The organism is Enterobacter sp. CC120223-11 (genome assembly GCF_900215375.1).
Classification (GTDB): Bacteria; Pseudomonadota; Gammaproteobacteria; order Enterobacterales; family Enterobacteriaceae; genus Scandinavium.
On record NZ_OBEF01000011.1, the window covers coordinates 119,533 to 143,504 of the forward strand.

At 54.7% G+C, this 23,972-nt stretch carries 22 protein-coding genes; 11 read left to right on the top strand and 11 right to left on the bottom strand.

Annotated elements, in window-relative coordinates:
- Positions 1–134 precede the first annotated feature (134 nt).
- Entirely contained in the window at positions 135–677 is a 543-nt protein-coding gene (gene zapC / locus CRO87_RS14215; RefSeq protein ID WP_097163598.1) for a cell division protein ZapC, read from the top strand.
- Here the strand turns inward: zapC and CRO87_RS14220 are convergent.
- Positions 674–1,783 carry a YcbX family protein gene (locus tag CRO87_RS14220; RefSeq protein ID WP_097163599.1) on the bottom strand — a complete coding sequence of 370 codons (1,110 nt, stop codon included), beginning with the start codon at positions 1,781–1,783 and terminating at the stop codon, positions 674–676. The genes zapC and CRO87_RS14220 overlap by 4 nt on opposite strands.
- Positions 1,784–1,876: 93 nt before the next feature.
- Between CRO87_RS14220 and rlmKL the strand changes: the two genes are divergently transcribed.
- The 6 genes from rlmKL to rmf all read left to right on the top strand — a co-directional run bounded on the left by rlmKL (position 1,877) and on the right by rmf (position 9,800).
- The gene (rlmKL, locus tag CRO87_RS14225) at positions 1,877–3,982 is read left to right on the top strand and encodes a bifunctional 23S rRNA (guanine(2069)-N(7))-methyltransferase RlmK/23S rRNA (guanine(2445)-N(2))-methyltransferase RlmL (protein WP_097163600.1); all 2,106 of its coding nucleotides are present in this window, start codon (positions 1,877–1,879) and stop codon (positions 3,980–3,982) included.
- Positions 3,983–3,994: 12 nt separating this feature from the next.
- Positions 3,995–5,899 (top strand): ABC transporter ATP-binding protein, encoded by a 1,905-nt coding sequence (locus tag CRO87_RS14230; protein WP_097163601.1) that lies wholly within the window; start codon positions 3,995–3,997, stop codon positions 5,897–5,899.
- Between the two features lie 16 nt (positions 5,900–5,915).
- Positions 5,916–7,169, top strand: a complete 1,254-nt coding sequence (gene pqiA / locus CRO87_RS14235; protein ID WP_097163602.1) for a membrane integrity-associated transporter subunit PqiA — start codon at positions 5,916–5,918, stop codon at positions 7,167–7,169.
- A 4-nt stretch (positions 7,170–7,173) separates the two neighbouring features.
- Positions 7,174–8,814 (top strand): intermembrane transport protein PqiB, encoded by a 1,641-nt coding sequence (gene pqiB, locus CRO87_RS14240; RefSeq protein ID WP_097163603.1) that lies wholly within the window; start codon positions 7,174–7,176, stop codon positions 8,812–8,814.
- Positions 8,811–9,377: a membrane integrity-associated transporter subunit PqiC gene (gene pqiC, locus CRO87_RS14245; protein WP_097163604.1), complete on the top strand. Its 567-nt coding sequence runs from the start codon at positions 8,811–8,813 to the stop codon at positions 9,375–9,377. The genes pqiB and pqiC overlap by 4 nt, the downstream gene beginning before the upstream one ends.
- Before the next feature lie 255 nt (positions 9,378–9,632).
- Complete coding sequence (rmf, locus tag CRO87_RS14250) at positions 9,633–9,800, top strand: ribosome modulation factor (RefSeq protein WP_097163605.1); 168 nt, start codon at positions 9,633–9,635, stop codon at positions 9,798–9,800.
- 80 nt (positions 9,801–9,880) lie between these two features.
- On the opposite strand, the gene fabA is transcribed toward rmf, so the two are convergent.
- Both fabA and CRO87_RS14260 read right to left on the bottom strand, forming a co-directional pair.
- Positions 9,881–10,399, bottom strand: a complete 519-nt coding sequence (gene fabA, locus CRO87_RS14255) for a bifunctional 3-hydroxydecanoyl-ACP dehydratase/trans-2-decenoyl-ACP isomerase (protein ID WP_097163606.1) — start codon at positions 10,397–10,399, stop codon at positions 9,881–9,883.
- Positions 10,400–10,468: 69 nt separating this feature from the next.
- Positions 10,469–12,226 carry a Lon protease family protein gene (locus CRO87_RS14260; RefSeq protein WP_097163607.1) on the bottom strand — a complete coding sequence of 586 codons (1,758 nt, stop codon included), beginning with the start codon at positions 12,224–12,226 and terminating at the stop codon, positions 10,469–10,471.
- 184 nt (positions 12,227–12,410) lie between these two features.
- Here CRO87_RS14260 and matP point away from each other — a divergent pair, with 184 nt between their 5' ends.
- A complete protein-coding gene (matP, locus tag CRO87_RS14265; RefSeq protein WP_097163608.1) occupies positions 12,411–12,878 on the top strand; it encodes a macrodomain Ter protein MatP in 468 nt (155 codons plus the stop codon).
- Between the two features lie 115 nt (positions 12,879–12,993).
- On the opposite strand, the gene ompA is transcribed toward matP, so the two are convergent.
- Together ompA and sulA are read right to left on the bottom strand one after the other, a co-directional pair.
- Positions 12,994–14,052 carry a porin OmpA gene (ompA, locus tag CRO87_RS14270; RefSeq protein WP_097163609.1) on the bottom strand — a complete coding sequence of 353 codons (1,059 nt, stop codon included), beginning with the start codon at positions 14,050–14,052 and terminating at the stop codon, positions 12,994–12,996.
- 355 nt (positions 14,053–14,407) lie between these two features.
- On the bottom strand, positions 14,408–14,905 hold the full coding sequence (sulA, locus tag CRO87_RS14275; RefSeq protein ID WP_097163610.1) for an SOS-induced cell division inhibitor SulA: 498 nt from the start codon (positions 14,903–14,905) through the stop codon (positions 14,408–14,410).
- A 217-nt stretch (positions 14,906–15,122) separates the two neighbouring features.
- On the opposite strand from sulA, the gene CRO87_RS14280 reads away from it, so the two are divergent.
- Entirely contained in the window at positions 15,123–15,752 is a 630-nt protein-coding gene (locus tag CRO87_RS14280; protein WP_097163611.1) for a TfoX/Sxy family DNA transformation protein, read from the top strand.
- Here the strand turns inward: CRO87_RS14280 and yccS are convergent.
- Together yccS and CRO87_RS14290 are read right to left on the bottom strand one after the other, a co-directional pair.
- Positions 15,733–17,868, bottom strand: coding sequence for a YccS family putative transporter (gene yccS, locus CRO87_RS14285; RefSeq protein ID WP_097163633.1), 2,136 nt, complete (start codon positions 17,866–17,868; stop codon positions 15,733–15,735). The genes CRO87_RS14280 and yccS overlap by 20 nt on opposite strands.
- 17 nt (positions 17,869–17,885) lie before the next feature.
- Positions 17,886–18,332 carry a YccF domain-containing protein gene (locus tag CRO87_RS14290; protein WP_097163612.1) on the bottom strand — a complete coding sequence of 149 codons (447 nt, stop codon included), beginning with the start codon at positions 18,330–18,332 and terminating at the stop codon, positions 17,886–17,888.
- Between the two features lie 124 nt (positions 18,333–18,456).
- Here CRO87_RS14290 and helD point away from each other — a divergent pair, with 124 nt between their 5' ends.
- Positions 18,457–20,511, top strand: coding sequence for a DNA helicase IV (helD, locus tag CRO87_RS14295; RefSeq protein WP_097163613.1), 2,055 nt, complete (start codon positions 18,457–18,459; stop codon positions 20,509–20,511).
- Between the two features lie 29 nt (positions 20,512–20,540).
- On the opposite strand, the gene mgsA is transcribed toward helD, so the two are convergent.
- The gene (mgsA, locus tag CRO87_RS14300) at positions 20,541–20,999 is read right to left on the bottom strand and encodes a methylglyoxal synthase (protein ID WP_097163614.1); all 459 of its coding nucleotides are present in this window, start codon (positions 20,997–20,999) and stop codon (positions 20,541–20,543) included.
- A 94-nt stretch (positions 21,000–21,093) separates the two neighbouring features.
- Positions 21,094–21,756 carry a DUF2057 family protein gene (locus tag CRO87_RS14305; protein WP_097163615.1) on the bottom strand — a complete coding sequence of 221 codons (663 nt, stop codon included), beginning with the start codon at positions 21,754–21,756 and terminating at the stop codon, positions 21,094–21,096.
- A 168-nt stretch (positions 21,757–21,924) separates the two neighbouring features.
- On the opposite strand from CRO87_RS14305, the gene CRO87_RS14310 reads away from it, so the two are divergent.
- Positions 21,925–22,338, top strand: coding sequence for a CoA-binding protein (locus CRO87_RS14310; protein ID WP_097163616.1), 414 nt, complete (start codon positions 21,925–21,927; stop codon positions 22,336–22,338).
- 33 nt (positions 22,339–22,371) lie between these two features.
- Here the strand turns inward: CRO87_RS14310 and hspQ are convergent, their stop codons facing one another.
- On the bottom strand, positions 22,372–22,689 hold the full coding sequence (gene hspQ / locus CRO87_RS14315; RefSeq protein ID WP_097163634.1) for a heat shock protein HspQ: 318 nt from the start codon (positions 22,687–22,689) through the stop codon (positions 22,372–22,374).
- Between the two features lie 63 nt (positions 22,690–22,752).
- Positions 22,753–23,943, bottom strand: a complete 1,191-nt coding sequence (gene rlmI / locus CRO87_RS14320; protein ID WP_097163617.1) for a 23S rRNA (cytosine(1962)-C(5))-methyltransferase RlmI — start codon at positions 23,941–23,943, stop codon at positions 22,753–22,755.
- Positions 23,944–23,972: the final 29 nt, after the last annotated feature.

The window sequence follows — 23,972 nt, forward strand, 5'->3', positions numbered from 1 at the left end:
TCCTGCCCTGGTTGTTTTATATTCCTCAACTGTTGCTAATTTAAACTTTATGGTCTTTTCTTAATTCAGGCAAATAAACGAAACGGGATGATGTTGTTTCGGGCAACGGATGCTTAAGAGGACGGGGGAGAGAAATGCGAATTAAACCTGACGATAACTGGCGTTGGTATTTTGATGAAGAGCATGACCGCATGATGCTCGATTTAGCCAATGGTATGTTGTTCCGTTCTCGTTTTGCCCGCCGAATGTTGACGCCAGATGCCTTTGATCCTACAGGCTTTTGTGTCGATGATGCCGCACTCTATTTCTCTTTTGAAGAAAAATGCCGTGACCTCGAATTAACCAAAGAGCACCGCGCCGAACTCATTCTTAACGCCCTCGTTGCGATTCGTTTCCTGAAACCGCAGATGCCAAAAAGCTGGCACTTTACCGCTCACCACGACAGCTGGCAGCCCGCGACCGGTGATGCCGCGGCGGTGTGGCTGAGTGACAGCGGTGAACGTGTGAATCTGCTGGTGGTGGAGCCGGGCGATAACGCCGCACTCTGCCTGCTGGCCCAGCCGGGGCTGACGCTTGCCGGGCGCACCATGCAGTTAGGCGACGCTATTAAGGTGATGAATGACCGCCTCCAGCCGCAGCCATTTACGGCTGCAGTGAGCTACGGCCAGGCCGTTTAACGCGCCAGCCGCAGTGCCGTTTTCGGAATGCAGCTGCAGGAAAGGATGGTGCCATCTTCGCCCACGGCGCTTTTCTTCATCGGACTGACTTCCCCTTCAACAAGCGTTACCCGGCAGCTCCCGCAAATGCCCGCGCGGCAGGAATAGGGCACGCGAATACCCTGTTGTTCCAACTGTTCCAGCAGCACCTGCTGGTTATTGCCTTTGAAGACTTCACCCTGCCAGTCGATTTCTACGACGGCATCGGATTCACGGGTGACGTCAACGCTCTCTTCCACAACGCCTGCGCCATACGCTTTGCCCGGACCCGTCGAGAGGATTTCCACTTCATCGCCGACGCGCACCACGCCGCTGTTACGGGCGATCAGGTTCTGGCCGAAATCAACATCGCCATTGTCCTTTGCCGTGCGGAATGTTTGCAGTGTCGAAAGTGGCTCACCGGAAGGATGTTTTTGCCCTTTTTCGGGACTCACGGTCGTGAAAACGCAGCGGCTGCAGGGTTTAACAACATCAAAAACCACATCACCAATGCGCACCACTTTCCAGGTGTCTTCTTCCCAGGCCTGCGTGCCGGTCACCACCAAATTGGGGCGAAACTGCTCCATTTGCACGCTGGCAGAACAACGATGTTGTAAGTCACGCAGCGACGCTTCGCTGGTCAGCAAGTAAGGAAAACCGTCAGCAAAGGAGAGGGGAACCGTGTCAAAGTTTTTAACCCGACGCGTCGGGTCCTGTCCTACCCAGCGAAGCTGGACTTCGCGTTTAAAGAAACCAGATAGCCACTGGTTTATCGCGGCAGGCGCGATGCGCGCCGTAAAATGAGCACTCCAGACCTGGGTCGGTTCTGACTGTTCGGCAAAATCTGCAAAACGAATCACAGCCGTTGTGTTGTCGGGGGCGGTGAGGTGTATACCATCGTGCATTGGCACCGGCGTGAAACGCACCATCTGCGGATACTGGCGGGCGGTAATAAAGGTGCCATCCGGCTCCGTCACCATAAAAATACGGTCAAAAGCCATGCCGCTGATGTCGGCCAGGGCGTGCGTTATGCCAATCCCCCGCATTGATTTTACCGGGTGAATAAAGAGCCGTGATAACGTCGCCATTCCGCTGTCCTCTGCGTGTGAAAAAAGTCGCCCTATATGAAGCCCAGATTCGCTATAATGCGCAACAATTTTCTGCAAGTAATAAGTGACGATATGAATTCTCTGTTTGCCAGTACGGCCCGTGGGCTGGAAGAGCTGTTAAAAACTGAACTCGAAGGGCTGGGCGCGACCGGCTGTCAGGTGGTTCAGGGTGGTGTCCATTTTGAAGGGGACACGCGACTGCTGTACCAGAGCCTGATGTGGAGCCGCCTGGCGTCCCGTATCATGATGCCGCTCACCGAATGCAAGGTTTACAGCGATCTGGACCTTTACCTCGGCGTGCAGGCCATCAGCTGGACAGAGATGTTCAATCAGGATGCGACCTTTGCCGTGCACTTCAGCGGCGTGAATGAAGAGATCCGCAACAGCCAGTACGGCGCGCTGAAGGTGAAAGACGCCATCGTCGATGCCTTCACCCGCAAAAACCTGCCGCGTCCGAACGTCGACAAAGAAAATCCGGACGTGCGCATCAACGTGCGCCTGAATAAAGAAGTCGCCCATATCTCTCTCGATCTGAGTGGCGAAGGCCTGCACCTGCGCGGCTATCGTGATGCCACCGGTATCGCACCTATCAAAGAAACGCTGGCGGCGGCGATCGTTATGCGCTCTGGCTGGACTCATGGCACGCCGCTGCTCGACCCAATGTGTGGCTCCGGTACGCTGCTGATTGAAGCCGCTATGATGGCAACGGATCGTGCGCCGGGCCTGCACCGTGGTCACTGGGGCTTTAAGGGCTGGGCGCAGCATGATGAAGCCATCTGGCAGGAAGTGAAAGCCGATGCGCAGACCCGTGCGCGCGCAGGGCTGGCTGCGTATGAATCCCGCTTCTACGGTTCAGATATCGACAGCCGAGTGATTGAGCGTGCGAAGAGTAACGCCCGTCGCGCAGGCATTGGCGATCTGGTGACTTTCGAAGTGAAGGACGTGGCGAAGCTCAGTAATCCATTGCCAAAAGGCCCGTACGGCACCGTCATCAGCAACCCGCCGTACGGCGAGCGTCTGGACAGCGAACCGGCGCTGATTGCCCTGCACAACCTGCTGGGCCGCATCATGAAAACCCAGTTTGGCGGCTGGAACCTGTCCCTGTTCAGCGCCTCTCCGGATCTGCTGAGCTGCCTGCAGCTGCGCGCCGAGCGTCAGTTCAAAGCTAAAAACGGCCCGCTGGACTGTGTGCAGAAGAACTATCACCTGGCGGAAACCGACGGCGCTGCGCCGGTCATGCTGGCGGACGACTACGCCAACCGCCTGCGTAAAAACCTTAAGAAGCTTGAGAAGTGGGCCCGTCAGGAAGGCATTGAATGCTACCGCCTGTACGACGCCGATCTGCCGGAATATAACGTGGCGGTCGATCGCTACGGCGAGTGGGTGGTGATTCAGGAATATGCGCCGCCAAAAACCGTGGATGCCACCAAAGCGCGCCACCGTCTGTTTGACGTTATCGCCGCGACCATTTCCGTGCTCGGCATTGCGCCGAACAAACTGGTGCTGAAAACCCGTGAGCGTCAGAAAGGCAAAAATCAGTATGAGAAGATGAGCGAGAAGGGTGAGTTCATGCAGGTCAGCGAGTACAACGCGCGCCTGTGGGTGAACCTGACGGATTACCTCGACACCGGCCTGTTCCTCGACCACCGCATCGCCCGTAAGATGCTTGGCCAGATGAGCAAAGGCAAAGATTTCCTCAACCTGTTCTCCTACACCGGCAGCGCCAGCGTTCACGCAGGCCTGGGCGGGGCGCGCAGCACCACGACCGTGGATATGTCGCGTACCTATCTGGAGTGGGCCGAACGTAACCTGCGTCTCAATGGCCTGACCGGTCGCCCGCATCGCCTGTTACAGGCCGACGTGCTGGGCTGGCTGCGCGATGCCGATGAGCAGTTCGACCTGATCTTTATCGATCCGCCAACGTTCTCCAACTCCAAGCGCATGGAAGATACCTTCGACGTGCAGCGCGATCACCTGAAGCTGATGGCCGATCTGAAACGCCTGCTGCGCAAAGGCGGCACGATCATGTTCTCCAACAACAAGCGCGGCTTCAAACTCGACACCGACGGCATGGCAAAACTTGGCCTGAAAGCACAAGAAATTACTCAAAAAACGCTTTCGCCAGACTTCGCCCGTAACCGTCAGATCCATAACTGCTGGCTGATTACCGCAGCCTGAAGGAAAGAATAAATGTCTTTAATTAGTATGCATGGCGCCTGGCTGTCGTTCAGCGATGCGCCGCTTCTCGATAATACTGAACTGCATATCGAGGACAACGAACGCGTCTGTCTGGTCGGGCGCAACGGCGCCGGTAAATCGACGCTGATGAAGATCCTCAACCGCGAACAGGGTCTGGACGACGGTCGCATCATCTATGAACAGGATCTGGTGGTGGCGCGTCTGCAACAGGATCCGCCGCGCAACGTGCAGGGCAGCGTTTACGACTTTATTGCCGAAGGTATTGAAGAGCAGGCGGTTTATCTCAAGCGCTATCATGAGATTTCCCATCTGGTGATGACCGACCCGAGCGACAAAAACCTGAATGAGCTGGCGAAAGTGCAGGAGCAGCTGGATCACCACAACCTGTGGCAGCTGGAAAACCGCATTAATGAAGTGCTGGAGCAGCTGGGTCTGGAAGCGGATATGCAGCTCAGTGCGCTCTCCGGCGGCTGGCTGCGTAAAGCGGCGCTGGGGCGTGCGCTGGTCAGCGGGCCTCGCATTCTGCTGCTCGACGAACCGACGAACCACCTGGACATCGAAACCATCGACTGGCTGGAAGGGTTCCTGAAAACCTTCAAAGGCACCATTATCTTCATCTCCCACGACCGCTCCTTTATTCGCAATATGGCGACCCGCATCGTCGATCTCGATCGCGGCAAGCTGGTGACTTACCCGGGCAGCTACGATCAGTACCTGCTGGAGAAGGAAGAAGCCCTGCGCGTGGAAGAGCTGCAAAATGCAGAATTCGACCGCAAGCTGGCGCAGGAAGAAGTGTGGATCCGTCAGGGCATCAAGGCTCGCCGTACCCGTAACGAAGGCCGCGTGCGTGCGTTGAAAGCCATGCGTCGCGAACGCAGCGAGCGCCGTGAAGTGATGGGCAGCGCCCGTATGCAGGTTGAAGAGGCCAGCCGCTCAGGCAAGATTGTCTTCGAACTTGAAAACGTCGATTATCAGGTCGATGGCAAAGTGCTGGTGAAAGACTTCTCCGTTCAGGTTCAGCGTGGCGACAAAATTGCCCTGATCGGCCCGAACGGCTGCGGTAAGACTACGCTGCTGAAGCTGATGCTGGGTCAATTACAGGCCGACAGCGGGCGCGTTCACGTCGGTACCAAGCTGGAAGTGGCCTACTTCGATCAGCACCGTGCCGAGCTGGACCCCGACAAAACCGTGATGGACAACCTGGCCGAAGGCAAGCAGGAAGTGATGGTCAACGGCAAGCCGCGTCACGTGCTGGGCTACCTGCAGGACTTCCTGTTCCACCCGAAACGCGCCATGACGCCGGTGCGTGCGCTTTCGGGCGGGGAGCGCAACCGTCTGTTGCTGGCGCGTCTGTTCCTCAAGCCAAGCAACCTGCTGATCCTCGATGAACCGACCAACGACCTCGACGTCGAAACGCTCGAGCTGCTGGAAGAGTTGATCGACGGCTATCAGGGCACCGTCATGCTGGTCAGCCACGATCGTCAGTTCGTCGATAACACCGTTACCGACTGCTGGATTTTCGAAGGCAACGGCAAAATCGGGGCCTACGTTGGCGGCTATCATGATGCACGAGGTCAGCAGGCGCAGTCGCTGGCGCAAAAACAACCGATTACTGCGAAGGTTCTGAATGAGGCGCCGAAAGCAGGATCTGTCAAACGCGCGAGTAGCAAACTAAGCTATAACCTGCAGCGCGAATTAGAGCAGCTTCCTCAACGTCTTGAAGAACTTGAAGCTAACCTGGAAAGCTTACAGGCACAGGTAGCGGATGCCTCTTTCTTCAGCCAGTCTCATGACCACACCCAACAGGTGCTGTCAGAGATGGCTGCGGCAGAGAAAGCGCTGGAAGAAGCGTTCGAACGCTGGGAAGAGCTCGAAGCGTTGAAAAACGGCGGTTAATTTAAGAGGAACGTTCATGTGCGATGAACACCAGGGCGCAGGGCATATCCTGTGCCCGCAATGCGATATGCTGGTGGCGTTACCGCACCTGGAACATCGTCATAAAGCGTTGTGCCCACGCTGTGGCACTACGCTTACCACGGAATGGGACGAGCCGCGACAGCGCCCGACAGCCTACGCGCTGGTGGCGCTTTTTATGCTGCTTTTGGCGAACCTCTTTCCTTTCGTTAATATGAACGTGGGGGGAATCAGCAGTGAAATTGAGCTGCTTGAGATCCCTCATGTGCTCTTCTCCGAAGACTACGCAAGCCTCGGCACCTTCTTCCTGCTGTTTGTGCAGCTGGTGCCGGCTTTTTGCCTGCTGACCATCATCATGCTGGTAAACCGTGTTCCGCTGCCGCAGAAGGTCCAGATTTTCCTCGCCCGCATATTGTTCCACCTGAAAACGTGGGGCATGGCGGAAATATTTCTCGCTGGCGTATTAGTGAGCTTTGTAAAGCTTATGGCGTACGGCGATATCGGCGTCGGTGCCAGCTTCTTGCCGTGGTGCCTGTTTTGTCTGCTGCAGCTTCGGGCCTTCCAGTGCGTCGACCGTCGATGGTTGTGGGACGACATCGCGCCAATGCCTGCGGCTCAGCAGCCGCTTAAACCAGGGATAACGGGGATCCGCCAGGGATTACGTTCGTGCCCTTGCTGCACGGCGATTCTTCGCGCAGACCAGCCAGTTTGTCCGCGCTGCGAAACCAAAGGGTTTGTACGGCGCAAGCACAGCCTGCAGTGGACGCTGGCGCTGCTGATAACTTCGATTATTCTTTATCTTCCTGCCAATATCATGCCCATTATGATAACGGACCTGCTCGGTGAGAAGTTGCCTTCCACCATCATTGCCGGGGTGGTGCTGCTCTGGAGTGAAGGTTCGTATCCGGTCGCGATGGTGATTTTTATCGCCAGTATTATGGTTCCGACGCTGAAAATGATCGCCATCGGCTGGCTGTGCTGGAACGCCAATGGCAATGGCTCGCGGGATAACGAGCGAATGCATTTGTTGTATGAGGTGGTTGAATTCGTTGGCCGCTGGTCAATGATTGATGTTTTTGTGATAGCCGTGCTGTCGGCGCTGGTACGCATGGGAGGGTTGATGAACATTTATCCGGCGATGGGAGCAGTGATGTTCGCGCTGGTGGTCGTGATGACCATGTTCTCTGCCATGACATTTGATCCTCGCTTATTGTGGGATCGCGAGCCAGAGCCCAGCCATGAGGAAAAGTAGCAACATGGAAAACAAGAGTGGAGAGGCCAAAGTGCAGAAGGTGAAGAACTGGTCGCCGGTGTGGATCTTTCCCATCGTTACCGCGCTTATCGGCGCATGGATCCTCTTTTATCACTACAGCCATCAGGGGCCAGAAGTGACGCTGATGACCACCAATGCTGAAGGCATCGAAGGCGGAAAAACCCGCATCAAGAGCCGCAGCGTGGACGTTGGCGTGGTGGAAAGCACAACCCTGACCGATGATTTGACGCACGTTGAAATCAAGGCGCGTCTGAATACGGGGATGGAGAAACTACTGCATGGCGATACCGTCTTCTGGGTGGTGAAGCCACAAATTGGTCGCGAAGGCGTCAGCGGCCTCGGTACGCTGCTCTCCGGCGCTTATATTGAGCTTCAGCCGGGTAAGAAAGGGGCTGAACCCGCGCTGTTTCAGCTATTGGATTCTCCGCCGCTGGCACCGCCGGATGCGAAAGGGATCCGCATTCTGCTGGAAAGTAACAAAGCCGGGCAGCTCTCGCCGGGCGATCCTGTCCTGTTCCGCGGCTATCGCGTGGGCTCGGTGGAAACCAGCACCTTTAACCCGGAAAAACGCACCATTTCCTATCAGCTGTTTATCAATGCACCGAACGACCGTCTGGTCACCACCAACGTTCGTTTCTGGAAAGACAGCGGTATTGCGGTGGACCTGACCTCTGCGGGGATGCGTGTTGAAATGGGCTCCCTGTCTACGTTGTTTGGCGGCGGCGTCAGTTTTGATGTGCCGGAAGGACAGGACATGGGCGAGCCGGTTGCCAATAAAACGGGTTACCATTTGTTTGACGACCAGCGCAGTATTCAGGATTCGATCTACACCCAGCACGTTGATTACGTTCTGTTCTTCAAGGATTCGGTTCGTGGGCTTCAGCCTGGCGCGCCGGTGGAATTCCGCGGCATCCGTCTTGGCACAGTGGGCAAAGTGCCGTTCTTTATCCCTGGTCTGCATCAGCGTTTGAATGATGACTATCGTATTCCGGTAGAAGTTCGCATTGAACCGGAACGTCTGATCAATCAGCTTGGTGGCGATCCGGACATTAAATCTCACCTGAGTGGCCTGATCGACCGTGGTTTACGCGGCTCGCTGAAAACCGGTAACCTGGTAACAGGGGCGTTGTATATCGATCTTGATTTCTATCCGAAGGCAGAACCGCGAGGCAAGTTCCGCGAGTTTGGCGGCTATGAAATTATTCCAACCGTCAGCGGTGGTCTGGCTCAGATTCAGCAGCGCTTGATGGACGCGCTGGATAAGATCAATAACCTGCCAATTAACCCGCTGCTCGAGCAGGCCACCAGTTCGCTGGCGGAAAGCCAGAGAACCATGAAGCGTGTACAGACGACGCTTGATAATCTGAACAAGATTTCGGGCAGCCAGGCAATGCAGGATCTACCAGCCGATATGCAGAAAACCCTGCGTGAGCTGAACCGCAGCATGCAGGGCTTCCAGCCAGGCTCCGCCGCTTATAACAAGATGGTGGGAGACATGCAGCGTCTGGATCAGGTTCTGCGCGAACTGCAGCCGGTGCTGAAAACGCTGAACGATAAGAGCAATGCGCTGGTGTTTGAAGCGAAAGATAAAAAGGATCCGCAGCCGAAGAGGGCAAAAGAATGAAAAAGTGGCTACCGGTAGTGATGGCCTGTTTGTTGTCGGCGTGCAGTAGCAGCGGCAGCGACAGCAAAACCTATTATCAATTGCCTCTCCCGCAGGCTGGCGCACAGAGCACGGTCAGCCAGGGGAATCGACTGCTTTGGGTTGAGCAGGTGAGTATTCCTGATTACCTCGCCGGAAACGGCGTGGTGTATCAGACCAGCGATGTCCAGTACGTGATTGCCAATAGCAATCTTTGGGCAAGCCCGCTGGACCAGCAGCTGCGCACCACGCTTGTGGCCAACCTCAGCAATCAGCTTCCGGGTTGGGTGGTGGCATCAACGCCACTGGGGAGCGATCAGGATACGCTGAACGTGAACGTCAGCGGTTTCCATGGGCGTTATGATGGCACGGTTATCGTCAGCGGCGAATGGCTTCTGAACCATCAGGGGCAGCTTATCAAGCGTCCGTTCCACATCGAAATCAAGCAGCAGCAGGATGGCTATGACGCGATGGTGAAAACGCTGGCGCAGGCCTGGAGTCAGGAAGCCGCGTCCATTGCGCAGGCGATGAATCGGTTACCATAAGTAAAATTCATCACCGCGAAAACCGCAGCAGACCTGTTTCTGCTGCGGTTTTTTTTGTTTTCCACCTCAGTCAGTTACTTGTCCCGGCTCACACTTTTTGTACAAATGAACTTCCGCGTAGCTCACATTTATGACACTGGCGTGAATTTTGCGCATTGACGCTGCCCGTGATTAGGGTTATCCCTAATATGTGGTTGCACATTTTGCGGCCATTGTTTTCTTTTCCACCAGATCAAAAAATGAGGGAAACGAGGCATGAAGAGACAAAAACGTGATCGCCTGGAACGGGCACATCAACGTGGGTACCAGGCAGGCATCGCTGGCAAATCAAAAGAAATCTGTCCTTATCAGACCTTGAATCAGAGGTCACACTGGCTGGGAGGCTGGCGAGAAGCCATGGGGGACAGGGCAGTAATCGCTTGATGCTGTCTCTTTAATACAAAGAAGCCTCTGCATGCAGAGGCTTCGCCGTTTCAGTCAGCCCGCAGGGCAACATTCACGAATCAGAACGCAGAAGTATCCTGGAACAGGCCAACCTTCAGGTCGGTTGCTTCATAGATTTTGTGGCCGTCAACCAGCACTTCACCGTCTGCGATACCCAGAATCAGGCGACGATTGATAACGCGCTTGAAGTGGATGCGGTAGGTGACTTTCTTCGCGGTTGGCAGAATTTGACCGGTGAATTTGACTTCACCCACGCCCAGCGCACGGCCTTTGCCTTCACCGCCGAGCCAGCCCAGATAGAAACCAACCAGCTGCCACATGGCATCGAGGCCCAGGCAGCCAGGCATTACCGGGTCGCCAATGAAGTGGCAACCGAAGAACCACAGGTCAGGATTGATATCCAGCTCTGCTTCCACGTAGCCTTTATCGAAGTTACCGCCCGTTTCGGTCATCTTGATGACACGGTCCATCATCAGCATATTTGCTGACGGCAGCTGCGGGCCTTTTTCGCCAAACAGTTCACCGCGACCGGAGGCAAGAAGGTCTTCTTTTGTATAGGATTCGCGTTTATCTACCATGTTTTCAGTAAGCCTTATTTTGAGTTCGCGACGCAGTCTAGCTAACACGTGTACGCTGAACAAGTCCGATCAGTTTGCATGGAACCAGTTTAGCCAGCGCAATGCCCACGGGCGAGGGCGGGTATCCTGCTGATTTGCCTGTGCAATACGCTCCTGGATGGTCTGCAAAAGCGTGGTCTGGCCTTCGCCATCCCATATCAATTGCGTGAGCAAAGGCAGCGCATCAGTCACATCGTCAATCGCCCACAGCGAGAATTCCCCTGCTTCTATAGCCTGCTGAACGTCCTGCGCAAGGCTAAGGTGGCGCACGTTGGCAGAAGGAATAATGACGCCCTGCTTGCCGGTCAGGCCACGCTGCTGGCAGATGGCAAAGAATCCTTCAATTTTCTCATTGAGGCCGCCAACAGGCTGGGCGCGTCCGAACTGATCAACGGAGCCCGTAATCGCCAGGCTTTGATTGAGCGGTACGTTGGCCAGAGCACTGATGAGTGCGCACAGCTCGGCCATTGAGGCGCTGTCGCCGTCCACTTCACTGTAGGATTGCTCAAACGTCAGGGATGCCGAGAAAGGTATTTGCTGATCGAGCCCAAGCTCCGACATCAGAAATGCCTGCATGATCATCATGCCTTTCGCATGAATATTGCCGCCCAGCTCAGCCTTACGTTCAATATCGGTAAACTCGCCGTCGCCGATATGGACGACGCAACTGATGCGCGAAGGCTCACCGAAAGCACGCGGATGCCCCGGGAATTCAACCACGGACAGCGCGTTAATCTGACCTATCTGTTCACCTTCGGTTTCAATCAGTATCTGCTCCAGCAGAATTTCATCCTGCATGCGCTCGGCGAGATAGCCTTCGCGCCACTGACGTTGGTTGAGCATCGTTGCCAGTTGCTCAGCGCTGAAACGTTCGCCTTCACAAAAGGCTGCGGCTTCACGCAGCTGGCGGCCAATCCACAGCGGAGAGAGCGGCAGAGCCTGCTGATCGCCGGTATAGCGGGCACCTTCCTGAATCAGAAGCGGCCAGGCATCAGTGTCCGGGCCTGGTAAATTCAGGCCGCGGGCTATATGCCAGACCCACTGACACCAAAGCTTCTGCGCCTCTTCGTCAACGACCTGCAGATTGTCTTCATATTCACTGTAGATGGATTTTTCACACAGCTCAGGCTCCATCTCCTGAAAATCAGCCAGCGATTCACGTTCGCCGACCAGCATCAATTTCAGCGAAAGTGGCATGGAAGGAACAGCGACGGGCAGGGGGCGGGCATCATCAAAGGGCAGCCAATCGAAACGTTTACGCGTGACAATATTCTTCAGGCGCATCCACAGCAGTGGCTGTGAGAGCAGGCTGCGAAGTGACAGGATAAGTACGCCACCGTTGGCCTGATGTACCAGCCCAGGCTGAAGGGTGATATCACCGTTAAACTGGCGCACGCAGCCAAACAGCTGCTCAGCTTCAACCCAGTCGGCCTGGATTATTGGGCCGCTGCTGGCAAAATTATCTTCAGGCGAAGTCGCAGGCGTCAGCGTAATTGTGCTGCCTTTAATCTCATACTGAACACCGCTCAGCTCCGGGACAGAACTGCGCAATTCGCGTGTCGCTTCAGCGAGCAAATCCAGATATTCCGGCTCTTCAGGGGCTTTCACCAGCAGAAAGTCGGAAATAGCTTGAGGATAGAGGAACTGGTCCAGCGCGTAATGCAGTCGAGCCTGCAGTTCGCCGGGTAAGGAATCGGTTTGGGTCGCCAAATCTGGCTGGGTAAACAGCGTCTGATATGCCTCGAGGTCCGGGGCTACATCGCGCTGTGAAAGTTTTGTAATCGTCAAAGTCGCTGTTTTTTAGTCAGATGTAAAGCGGAGGATTATACCTCAAGGAGCCACTCCGCACACGGGGATTCACTGGCTAGTTTCTGTCTTCGTTTAGCCTCAGGACTTGAGGGTGATTTCTTCTCAGCACATCAGCAAAAACCTGTTATCCTGAAATGAGTTACACGGTCACATTGAGATCGCAATGAAATATCAACAACTGGAAAACCTTGAAAGCGGCTGGAAATGGAAATACCTGGTAAAGAAGCACCGGGAAGGCGAACTTATTACCCGCTACATTGAGGCCAGCGCGGCACAGGACGCGGTAGATAGCTTGTTGACGCTAGAAAATGAACCTGTGCAGGTGAATGACTGGATTGAACAGCATATGAACCCTGAGCTGTTCAACCGAATGAAGCAGACAATACGGGCGAGACGTAAACGTCATTTTAATGCTGAGCATCAGCACACCCGCAAGAAATCAATCGACCTGGAGTTTATCGTCTGGCAACGTCTGGCCGGGCTTGCGCAACGGCGAGGGAAAACACTGTCAGAGACGATTGTGCAGCTGATTGAGGATGCGGAGAATAAAGAGAAGTACGCCAGCAAGATGACAACGCTGAAGCAGGATTTGCAGGCGCTGTTAGGGAAAGAGTCGAGCGGATCTGATTAGTCGCGTTTGACCGCAATGCCACAGGAAGTCAGACCGTTATAGTTGCTCTGTTTTTTCTGCCAAATTTAAGCCAAAAAAAACCCCGCAGCGCGGGGTTTTTTCTTAAACGTTAAACTTAAGCCGCTGGCTGAGTTACAACGTCTTTGATACCTTTAACTTCGATCTCTACGCGACGATCTGGTGCCAGGCAGTCGATCAGTGCAGCGCGAGCTTTCACGTTGTCACAGGTGTTGCCAGTCACTGGGTTAGATTCGCCCATACCACGTGGGGAGATCTTGTTAGCCGGGATACCTTTAGAGATCAGGTAGTCGACAACAGACTGAGCACGCTGCTCAGACAGTTTCTGGTTGTAAGCGTCAGAACCGATACGGTCGGTGAAGCCCAGAACAACTACGGAACCGTCTTTAGGATCCAGGTTGCTCAGCTGGGAGTACAGCTGATCCAGTGCCTGCTGACCTTCTGGTTTCAGGGTAGATTTGTTGAAGTTGAACAGAACGTCAGACTTCAGAGTGAAGTGCTTGGTCTGTACTTCTGGAGCTGGAGCCGGAGCCGGAGCAACAACTGGAGCAACGTCGTTCTGACCGAAACGGTAAGAAACACCTACGCTCAGCATGCCGTTGTCTGGACGAACACCTACAGTGCCAGCGTCGCCGATGTTGTTAACCCACTGGTATTCCAGACGGGTAGCGATGTCGCGGGTCATTGCCCACTCAACGCCGCCAGCGAATACTGGGGAAACACCAGTGTCGTGGTTGTCGCCCTGAGCTGGGTTGTTGTTGCTGGAGTCTGCACGCCAAACCATACCACCCAGACGGGTGTAGATGTCCAGATCGTCAGTTACCGGGTAACCCAGTTTAGCAGTCAGCTGAACGCCCTGAGCTTTGAATGCGCCGTTGGTGACGTCGCCTTTGTAAGGCATACGGCCCAGCCAGTCATAACCCATTTCGAAACCAACATACGGGTTTACCTGGTAACCACCGAAAGCACCAGCGCCAAGCTGACTTTCGTGGGTAGGACCGTTGTTGTTCAGGGAGCTATTGTACCAGCCGGTATCGTGGAACTGGGACCAGCCCAGTTTACCACCTGCATACCAGGTGTTATCTTTCGGTGCGGCCTGCGCTACGGTAGCGAAGCCAGCCAGTGCCACTGCAATCGCGATAGCTGTCTTTTTCATTTTTTGCGCCTCGTTATCATCCAAAAATCGCCATGAAAATCCATTTAGAAGTTCACGGTTAAATCCTTTACCGGGGGCGGGACCTAATCATTAAGTACGCCATAATCTGTGGCTTAAGCCGATCACCCCTGGCGATGTAAAGTCTACAACGTACTTGGAAACTTACAAGTGTGAACTCCGTCAGGCATATGAAAAAAAAAGAGTTGTATACACATTATTTAACATTTATGTTGGTTTTTTGTTCCGAATAAAATGCTGCGAGCCGCACCACACAAGCATTTCCAAAAAATAACCCGCAGAATTTAGCGGGTTATCGAAACAGCAAAAAAAATACCAGGAAAAATCCTAAATTCATTTAATGATACAAGTCTGAGTGAATTTTCAGGCCAGAAAACTGTCTCGTTGGCTGAGCACTTGCTCTGACGGGGCGCATAATAAAGCCCATTGCATTCCCTTCATCAGCCGCGCTGGCGAGCTCGCGTTGATCTGCCTCGCTAAGTTCTTCTAAAACCCAACCGATGACCACACTGTAGTTACCTGTGCGAAGTGCACGAATCATCGACTCAAGCGTTGCGCCGGGTAACATCTGGCTAACCTGCATGACTTTCGATAACGGTAAACCGGATGCCTGAACCCACTGCCGACTCAATTTTTGCTGCGGCGTGAGCCACAGCTGCCAGCGGTCTTGCTGACCGAGCTGCTGCAAAAGAGGCAGCAGCAGTAATTGAGTCATCATCGGTTGATCCTCACGATACAGCACTTCGCTGATAAGCCCGGTAGCACCGTACTGTGCCTGACCAACTGCTGCTGCCGGTGCCAGTGATTTGCGATTTGCATAGCCTGAAGTGTACATAGTGAATCCCGCCCTGTGGGTTACTGTATGAATATACAGTACGACGAGCGCGGATAAAGATCAACCTCATTTTCTGAAAGCGCCTCGCAAAATTGCACAGAATCACCTGGCTAAGAAAAGAACCGCTTGCCCCCTGAAATGAAGTTCCCTATGGTCATTGTTAACGGATCCGGTAGTAAAACTTATACCTATAACTACATGATTACAGGAGATAATCATGAGAAAAATCTCATATAAACGGATTCAACAGTGTGAAAATTACTTTGCCTCTTTGGGGACAATTAGCCACCGGGCGCTTTTTGGCGGATACAGCCTGTCGATTGATGGCACCGTGTTTGCGATGGTTGCTGACGGTGAGCTTTATCTCAGAGTTTGCGAACAAGGGGTGGGTTACTCCGCATCAAATCCTTTGCGACTTTTAACGCTCAACAAACGTGGTCGCCCGGTTTCCCTCAATTACTATCTTGTAGATGATGCCCTTTGGCAGGATCAGCCAATGCTGCTAAAAATGTCAGCGATGTCATTGCGGGGCGCTCTGAGCGAAAAAAAACGGCGCGGCGATTCCCGTAGGCTGAAGAATTTACCCAATATCACTTTTCAATTTGAACTGCTGCTGTCTGAGGCGGGGATTCACGATCTGGAGATGCTTCGGGCTTTAGGCTCTGCTGCTGCGTGGCAGCGCCTTCGCGCGATACGTAAGGATTTGAGCATTAATGTCCTCTTCGCTCTGGAAGGCGCAATTCAGGGGATTCATGCCACTCGAATCCCCCTGCTTCGTCGCCAGCATCTCCTTAACTGGGCAGAGAAGCTAATGGAGAGAAGTAAAATTACGCTGGCGGAGGAGTAACCTCCTGCTGTAGACGGCAAAACTCTGGCAGCAGACTGACCATCAGCCCAATCTGCTGTAAAACCAGCGGTTCTTTCGACTCTGAACCAGGCTCGATATTGTGAATGCGTTCCATGAGGCCAGCCAGTGCTTCCTGAACGCGTTTTTCGTCTGCTGGCGAATGGTGGAAAGCATCGTCAACGTAACAGACCGCATCATCAAGCAGCCGCAAAGCGTCCTGGTTGCTGAGTTTTTCTCGATGTGCACCCAGCGCGGAAATGTAGCTAGTAAAGGTGTGGTTGAGGCAAAGCAGGCGGAAAGCCGTTTCACGCATCTGCGGTGTAGCCCTTGGCTCCGTCGACAGATTGGACACCACTGAGGCAAGCTCCGCATCCCTGTTATGGGCATCACGGCGAGCTATACGGTAAGCAAGGCGATTGTCCCGCCCCTGATGATATTGCTCCAGAATCGCATCAAGATAGCGGCAGTTGGCATCGACGGCGCGAGCCATGACCGTCGGAAGATTACGAAACTTCCAGTCAGGCCAGATAAAACTCACGGCAGCCCAGGCGATAGCACACCCGATAAGCGTGTCGATAATGCGCGGCAGGGCGACTTCAAAACCTTCACCCAGCAGGTTGAAACACAGCAGAACCAGCAGCGTAATAAACATCGTTGCGTGGGCGTACTGAACATTTCGGAAAGCAAAGAACAGAACGCCGGTAAGCACGATGAGGAGGAGTTGCCCCTCCACAGAAGGCACCAGCAGCAATATCGGTAGCCCAATTGCCACGCCAATCAATGTGCCAATCACGCGCAGAGCAAGGCGGTGGCGCGTTGCATTATAGTTGGGTTGGCAGACGAACAGGCTCGTTAGCAGGATCCAGTAGCCATGGTTAAGCCCTGTAAACTGAATAAAGGCATAGCCCGCGCAAAGCACCAGCGACATTCTGACCGCATGGCGAAAAAGCGCCGATTCGGGAGAAAAGTTTCGACTCAGGCGAAGCCAGACGTCGCTCATGCCGTGAAGGCGATCGTCGGCAAGCTGTGTTTCAGTTTCGCTTTGTGGCATCGCGAGCTGCTGTTCAGATTCAATAGTGGCGAGCTGAGCGTCGATGGCGCGCAGATTATTTAGCAAGAAACCCAGGGCCTTCATCTGCTCTTTTGCTGCGCCAGTCGTACTCACGCGCTCCAGCGCGGCGTCCAGATGGGCAAACGCGCGTTCAAAACGTGAATCGTGCTGATAAGGCGTGCGTAACAGAATCGAACGGGAAAGCTGCTGGCAGGCCTGAGCCTGCATTGAGAGTAAGCGCTGGAAGCGGAACATGACGTCGCTATAGCGGAAGTTGTCGCGAAGCGGCTGATATTGAACGTGTGAGGAGCTGGCGCGTTCGTGGATATCCTGCGCGACAAAATAGTAGTGCAGCGTCCGGCGAGTGCCGCGCTGCCCACGGTCGCCGCGCAGGCGCGTCAGCAGAGATGCCTTGGTCTGATTCAACGTCGTAACCAACTGCCCGTTGGCCATCGCCAGTTCGACCAATGGCGCCTGGGTTTCATTTTCAATATCAGGGTCAAACAGGCGAGATTTCAGTTCCAGGTAATGCGCCAGCTGTTCATAGCTGCGGGCGAGGTTATCCTGCAGAGGGCGGATAGGGAAAATAAGATGCCCGGTTAACGTCAGCAGGTTGTACCACACGGCGCCGGCAATAAGCAGCAGCGGCTGCTGATACCAGTGTTCGTAGAGCGAAACGCCGAGCATGGTGTAGATGGCAATCAGCAACGCACCAAAGGCAATGGTGGCATAGCGCTGCCCAAGCCCGCCGAGCAGAATAAATCCGCTGGTCGATAGCGTCAGGCCGAGCGCAAAGGCCCAGGGCCAGGGGAACAGCACTTCCACGGAGGCCGACGCAATAAAAAAACAGACCAGCGTAATGACCAGGTTGCGCAAGCGCCCGGCCAGCCTGTCATCAAGATCGGCCAGGGCTGCCGCGACCACGCCCAGGGTTAGCGGGATAGTGAGCTTCACTTCGCCCAGCCACCAGGGCAGCGCTGTGGTTCCGCAGAGGGCAATAAAGATGCGGGCGTTATACAGCCAGACGCTGTTCCAGGTGTAGCGGCGTAATAAAGGACTCAGCATGTCACGACGTGCCCCGATCACTGGAAACGACGGCGCGCATTGGCTTCACGTGCAGCACGTGCCGTTTCAACTGAAACCACACGACGTCCGACGGGCCACAGGGCGATGGCGGCAATTTTAAAGTTCGCGATGCCAACAGGAATACCAATGATCGTGATGCACTGGGCGATACCCGCCACAATATGGGTCAGGCACAGCCACCAGCCAAACAGTACAAACCACAAAATGTTCAGCACGGTGCCACCGGTGTTCAGCAGGTTGCTTTTGTCATTCGGGTTCAGCTCATCCACGTGCACCGCTTCATTGCCAAAGGGAAGAAGCGACAATTTGGTGATTTCCCAGCAGGAGCGGGTCAGTGGCAAAGTGATAACCAGTATGACGCTGACAACCGTTGCCAGCAGCCAGCCGAGGGTGGTGGCGAACCCACCGAGCACAAAATTCAAAATATTCAGAACGGTACGCATATGACCTCAGTTCAGTCCTGTGAAAAGAAAGACCCGACGATTGTAACGTTTTTTAGCGCTGGAGCACCTGGAATCTGGCGGTTACACTGACAGGGATACGTCTAAACCCGGGATTTGGCAAGACATGGAACTAAAAGCAACAGCCCTCGGCAAGCGAATGGCGCAGCACCCTTACGACCGGGTTGAACTTCTTAACGCCGGAGTGAAGGTTTCCGGCGATCGCCATGAGTACCTGATACCCTTCAACCAGCTGACGGCCATCCACTGCAAGCGTGGTCTGGTCTGGGGCGAACTGGAGTTCGTTCTGCCGGACAACAAAGTTGTGCGCCTGCACGGAACGGAATGGGCCGATACCCAACGTTTTCATCACCACCTGCAAACCCGCTGGCAGCAGTGGAGTGATGAGATGAGCCATATCGCTGCTGAGGTGCTCACCCGTCAGCTGACGCTCATCTCTGACCATAGTGCCGAAGGCAAATGGCTGACCCGACAGGCGATAGCTGGGCTGCGACAGACCATTGGTCAGGCGTTGAATGCGCTGCCGGTACCGGTGACCCGGCTGGAGAGCTTCGATAACTGCCGTGAACTCTGGCACAAGTGCCTGGCGTGGCTGAATGACATTGATGCCAGCCGGTTGCAACATAATCAGGCCTTTACCCAGGCAATGCTGACCCAGTATGCCGCATTTTTTGCGGGTATCGAATCCTCGCCTCTGAACCCTGCGCAGGCACGTGCGGTAGTGAATGGAGAGCGTTCGCTGCTGGTGCTGGCAGGAGCAGGCAGCGGTAAAACCTCCGTGCTGGTGGCGCGGGCCGGATGGCTGTTGACCAGAGGCGAAGCCGCCCCCGATCAGATTTTGCTGTTAGCTTTTGGGCGAAAAGCCGCGCAGGAGATGGATGAACGTATCCGCGAGCGGCTCAGTACCGATGCTATCAGCGCAAAAACCTTTCATGCGCTGGCGCTGCATATTATTCAGCAGGGCAGTAAAAAAGTGCCGGTGGTCAGCCAACTGGAAAATGACGCTCAGGCTCGCCAGAAGCTACTGACCGACTGCTGGCAGCAGCAGTGTCAGGAGAAAAAAGCCCAGGCCAAAGGCTGGCGACAGTGGCTGACAGAAGAGATGGCGTGGGATGTGCCAGAGGAAGATTACTGGCACGATGCGAAAATTGTTCGCCGAATGGGCAGCCGGCTCGATCGCTGGGTGAGTCTGATGCGATCCCACGGCGGGTCCCAGGCCGAAATGATTGAAAGCGCGCCGGAGGAGATTCGTGAGCTGTTTGGCAAACGCGTCAAGCTGATGGCGCCGCTGCTGAAAGCCTGGAAAACGGCCCTGAAAGAGGAGGGGGCCGTTGATTTCTCAGGGCTAATCCATCAGGCCATCAATATCCTCGAGAAAGGGCGCTTCGTCAGTCCGTGGAAGCATATCCTCGTGGATGAATTTCAGGATATCTCACCACAGCGGGCCGCACTGCTGGCGGCCTTGCGTAAGCAAAACTCGCACACCACGTTGTTTGCCGTTGGCGATGACTGGCAGGCGATTTACCGCTTTAGCGGCGCGCAGCTCTCCCTGACAACGGCGTTTAATGCGTACTTCGGCGAAGGTGACAACTGCGCGCTGGATACCACCTACCGTTTCAATGGCCGCATCGGCGAGATTGCCAACCGCTTCATTCAGCAAAACCCTCATCAGCTGACTAAACCGCTGAACAGCCTCACTGCAGGTGATAAAAAAGCGGTTACGCTGCTGCCGGACGATCAGCTGGATGCCTTGCTCGACAAGCTGAGCGGCTATGCCCGACCGGAGCAGCGCATTTTGATCATGGCCCGTTACCACCACCTCAAACCTGCGGCGCTGGAGAAAGCCGCGACGCGCTGGCCGAAGCTGCAACTGGATTTTATGACTATCCATGCCAGTAAGGGCCAGCAGGCAGATTTCGCTATCGTGCTCGGTTTGCAGGATGGTCAGGATGCTTTTCCTGCCCCTGCGCGGGAGTCAATCATGGAGCAGGCTTTATTGCCGCAGCCAGAGGATTTCCCTGATGCCGAGGAGCGACGTTTGCTGTACGTGGCGATGACGCGTGCCCGCGAGCGCGTCTGGCTGTTGTTCAATAAACAGCAACCGTCAGCATTCGTCGATGCGCTGAAGTATCTCGATGTGCCGGTGGCACGAAAGCCCTAAAAAAATCCCCTCGACTGAGGGGATTTTTATTACTTCAGACGTTCAGCCAGATAGCGTTGGTAATCCGGGATCTGGATTTCGACTGGCGCGTTAAAGTTTGGCGACTGAATAATAAAATCCGCCGTGGCCACGTTGGTGGCAACCGGAATGTTCCACACGGTCGCCAGGCGAAGCAGGGCTTTAACGTCCGGATCGTGCGGGACGGCATTCAGCGGATCCCAGAAGAAAATCAGCACGTCTATTTTGCCTTCGGCGATCATCGCGCCGACCTGCTGATCGCCGCCCATCGGGCCGCTCAGCATGGCGTTCACATCAAGTCCTGTGGCTCGCTGTACCAGATTGCCGGTGGTGCCGGTGCCGTAGAGAACATGTTCTGCCAGCAGCGGCTGGTGGCGTTCAACCCAGGCTTTCAGCATCTGCTTGCAGTGATCGTGTGCCACAAGGGCAATATGCTTGCGGCCCGGCAGGGTGCGGGTGGTTTGTTCCATTATCATTTTCCACTATTCAACATGCGGACAGATTACTGAAAGCAGCCACTGCTGCAAGCGACAACGGTGATATTTCCTGCGCTATGTCATGATCTCAGGAAGAAGGCTGCGATTTTGCCCACTCCAGGAAACGATGGCGGGTCTGCGGATCGGCCAGCTGAAACCAATACTTCAGCCGTTGTTCGGTCAGGGTTTGCGACTGATAGGCAGGGTTATCCAGCTCGTTGGTTTTCGTTAATAGTGTACTGTCGTCGGGAACGGGAGCGCTGAACTCAGTGCTGGAGGCCTGTTTATTGGCGAGATTATAGGTGGTGGTCGCCTTCTCATAATCAATGTCGTTGCCGACCTGGGTGATCGCCAGAATATCCAGTTTGACCGGGATCGGCATCGCGTTGCCATCCAGCAGACTGACGTGCGGAGTGTTGGTGAAATCCTGTGTGTCTTCCAGGGTTTCGAGCTTTGGCAGGCTGAAGTTAACCTGGCCTACAAGCTGAGAATTAAAGTTGGCGATAAGCGGCGGGGAGACGTAAAGCTGACGATTCTGGTCCGGCAGAATAATCATCTTTTCGACGCGGAAAACGACCTGATGCGGCCCATTATCCACCTCAAGACTTTCTGCGCCGCGCAGCAGCAGGCTGGAGACTTTCTTGCCGTCCAGCACCAGTAAATTGATGTCGCCCGAAAGCCGAAGCGTGGTGGCAAAAGCGCTGCCAGGCATCAGAAGCAACAGACACACCATGACTATTCCTGCTCTCATCGCTATCTCCTGAAAAAAGCCTGCCCGTAGAGTGTATCAAAATTTTACGAAAGTGGTTTTCATTAACATATAGACATAATCCACGGTTCTGCCCTCATACTCTGGTATGACTGAATGGCTGGCTCATCAGGATTGTCGTACACTTTGCAAAATTGCCCGGAGGACACAATGAAAGAGAACGAGATTGCAGGCATTTTGACGAAGACCCGCACTATCGCGCTGGTGGGAGCCAGCGACAAGCCCGATCGCCCAAGCTACCGGGTGATGAAGTATCTGCTGGATCAGGGATATCACGTGATCCCGGTATCGCCGAAGGTAGCAGGGAAAACGCTGCTGGGCCAGCAGGGTTATGGCACTTTGGCCGAGGTGCCGGAGAAGGTGGATATGGTCGACGTATTCCGCAACTCAGAAGCGGCATGGGGCGTGGCGCAGGAGGCCATTGCGATTGGGGCGAAAACGCTGTGGATGCAGCTTGGTGTGATCAATGAACAGGCTGCTGTGCTGGCGCGCGAGGCCGGAATGGACGTGGTAATGGACAGATGTCCGGCTATTGAAATCCCAAGACTTGGGCTGGCTAAGTAGAGAAAAGAAAACCCCGCAGCGCGGGGTTTTTTGTCAGTTACGCAGGCGCGGCGCCTGAAGTTGCTGGCGAATGGACTGCGCCAGTTCGTCCATGGAGGGTTGTTCCGGATGTTCGTCGGAAGGTTCGCTTTTCAACTGAGCCTCGGCGAGGTAGGTGTGAACGGGTTCACCGTCATCATCTTCCATCACCACGTGATACCACGGAGAAGCGCGCAGCTCGTCGTTCACTGCCACTTCATCTTCCTCTGGATCCTCCAGAGAATATTCCGGGTCGATATCTACCACCACGCCCAGATACCCTAACAGGGAATGCCGGACCTGCTGGCCAATACCGAATTTGCTGGCAATCATCATAGTCACCTCCCGGGAAACATTACTGACATTAAATATGTGGGCAATGTTTCACTTTTCAACTTACATGACGCGACAGGCAAACCCTTTCAGATACAGCCCTTCCGGGTAGGTTGCGATCACCGGGTGATCGGCTGCCTGACGGAACTGCTCTATAAATTGTACATCACGCCCGGCATCAATTGCGGCATCGGCGATGATTTTCTGAAATAAATCGGTCGTCATCAGGCCTGAACAGGAGTAGGTCATCAGCACGCCACCCGGGTTCAGCAACTGAATGGCCAGCATGTTGATGTCTTTGTAGCCGCGGCAGGCACCCATCAACTGATTCTTGTTTTCGACAAACTTCGGCGGATCCATCACGATCACGTCGAACTTTTCACCCTCATCGCGGTATCTGCGCAGCAGCTTGAACACGTCGTCACGCACAAAATCAGCTTTGCTCAGATCGAGTTTATTGAGTTCGACGTTCTGTTTTGCCACATCCAGCGCTTCCTGGGAGGTATCGACGCTAATCACCTGGCGGCAGCCGCCCATCAGCGCAGACACCGCGAAACCGCCGGTGTAGGAGAAGCAGTTCAGAACACGTTTATCGGCCACATAGCGGCGCGTTGCCAGACGGCTATCACGCTGATCGAGGTAGTAACCGGTTTTGTGTCCGCCCTGAATATCCACCAGCAACTTCATGCCGTGCTCTTCAATTGGCAGCAGGGCAGGCGGTATCTCGCCGGTTACCGGGCCCTGGGTCAGCTCCATGCCTTCTTTTTTACGTACCGCCACGTCGCTACGATCGTAAATCGCGCATTCCGGGTAGAGCGTTTGCAGGGCGCTAATCAAGGCTGCACGCTGGTATTCTGCCCCGGCGCTGAGCAACTGCAGCACAAGGAAGTGGCCGAAGCGATCGATAGTGACGCCCGGCAGGCCGTCGGATTCACCGGCGATCAGGCGATAGCTGTCGAGGCCGTCTTTCTGAGCCAGCCAGTCGCGCCAGGTTTGTGCCTGTTGCAGGCGACGCTCGAAGAAGGCGATGTCGATGGCTTCATTTTTATCGAACGTCCAGACGCGGGCGCGAATTTGTGAGGAAGGTGAGTACGCCCCGCGTGCCAGCCATTTTCCCTGATGGTCAACAATATCCACGGTTTCACCGAGAGAGGCTTTACCTTCCATTCGCGCGACGGCGCCGGAGAAGATCCACGGGTGGCGGCGAAGGAGGGATTTTTCGCGGCCTTTGGCTAACACTAAACGTACGCTCATAATTTGCTATTCTGTTGATTCAAAGAAAA